At 41.9% G+C, this 284-nt stretch carries 1 protein-coding gene; it reads left to right on the plus strand.

Annotation, left to right across the window (positions count from 1 at the left end):
- Positions 1–204, plus strand: a 204-nt coding sequence (locus AB4512_RS23230; RefSeq protein ID WP_372175881.1) for a BCCT family transporter, incomplete at its 5' end; no start/stop codon positions are given.
- Positions 205–284 lie beyond the last annotated feature (80 nt).

A 284-nucleotide genomic window follows, 5' to 3' on the forward strand; every position in this document is an offset into this window, starting at 1 on the left:
GTTTGGGCGGTTATCTCAGGTGCTATCGCGATGGTGATGCTGTGGATTGGTGGTACTCAATCAATCCAAGCTCTGCAATCTATTACGATTATTGCAGCACTGCCGTTTACGATCATTCTTTTGATTGGTTGTGTGAGCTTGTTGAAAGGCCTACTGACAGAAGTCGGTAAAGGGCAAGAAACCGTAACTCAAACTACAAAATAAATCGTGAATTAAGTAAGTCGCTAGATAGAGATTTACTTTACTCAGCATGATTCAAAGCTCTCTTGTACTTGGTGCAAGAG

This window comes from Vibrio sp. 10N.222.52.B7 (assembly GCF_041474275.1).
Classification (GTDB): domain Bacteria; phylum Pseudomonadota; class Gammaproteobacteria; order Enterobacterales; family Vibrionaceae; genus Vibrio; species Vibrio crassostreae_C.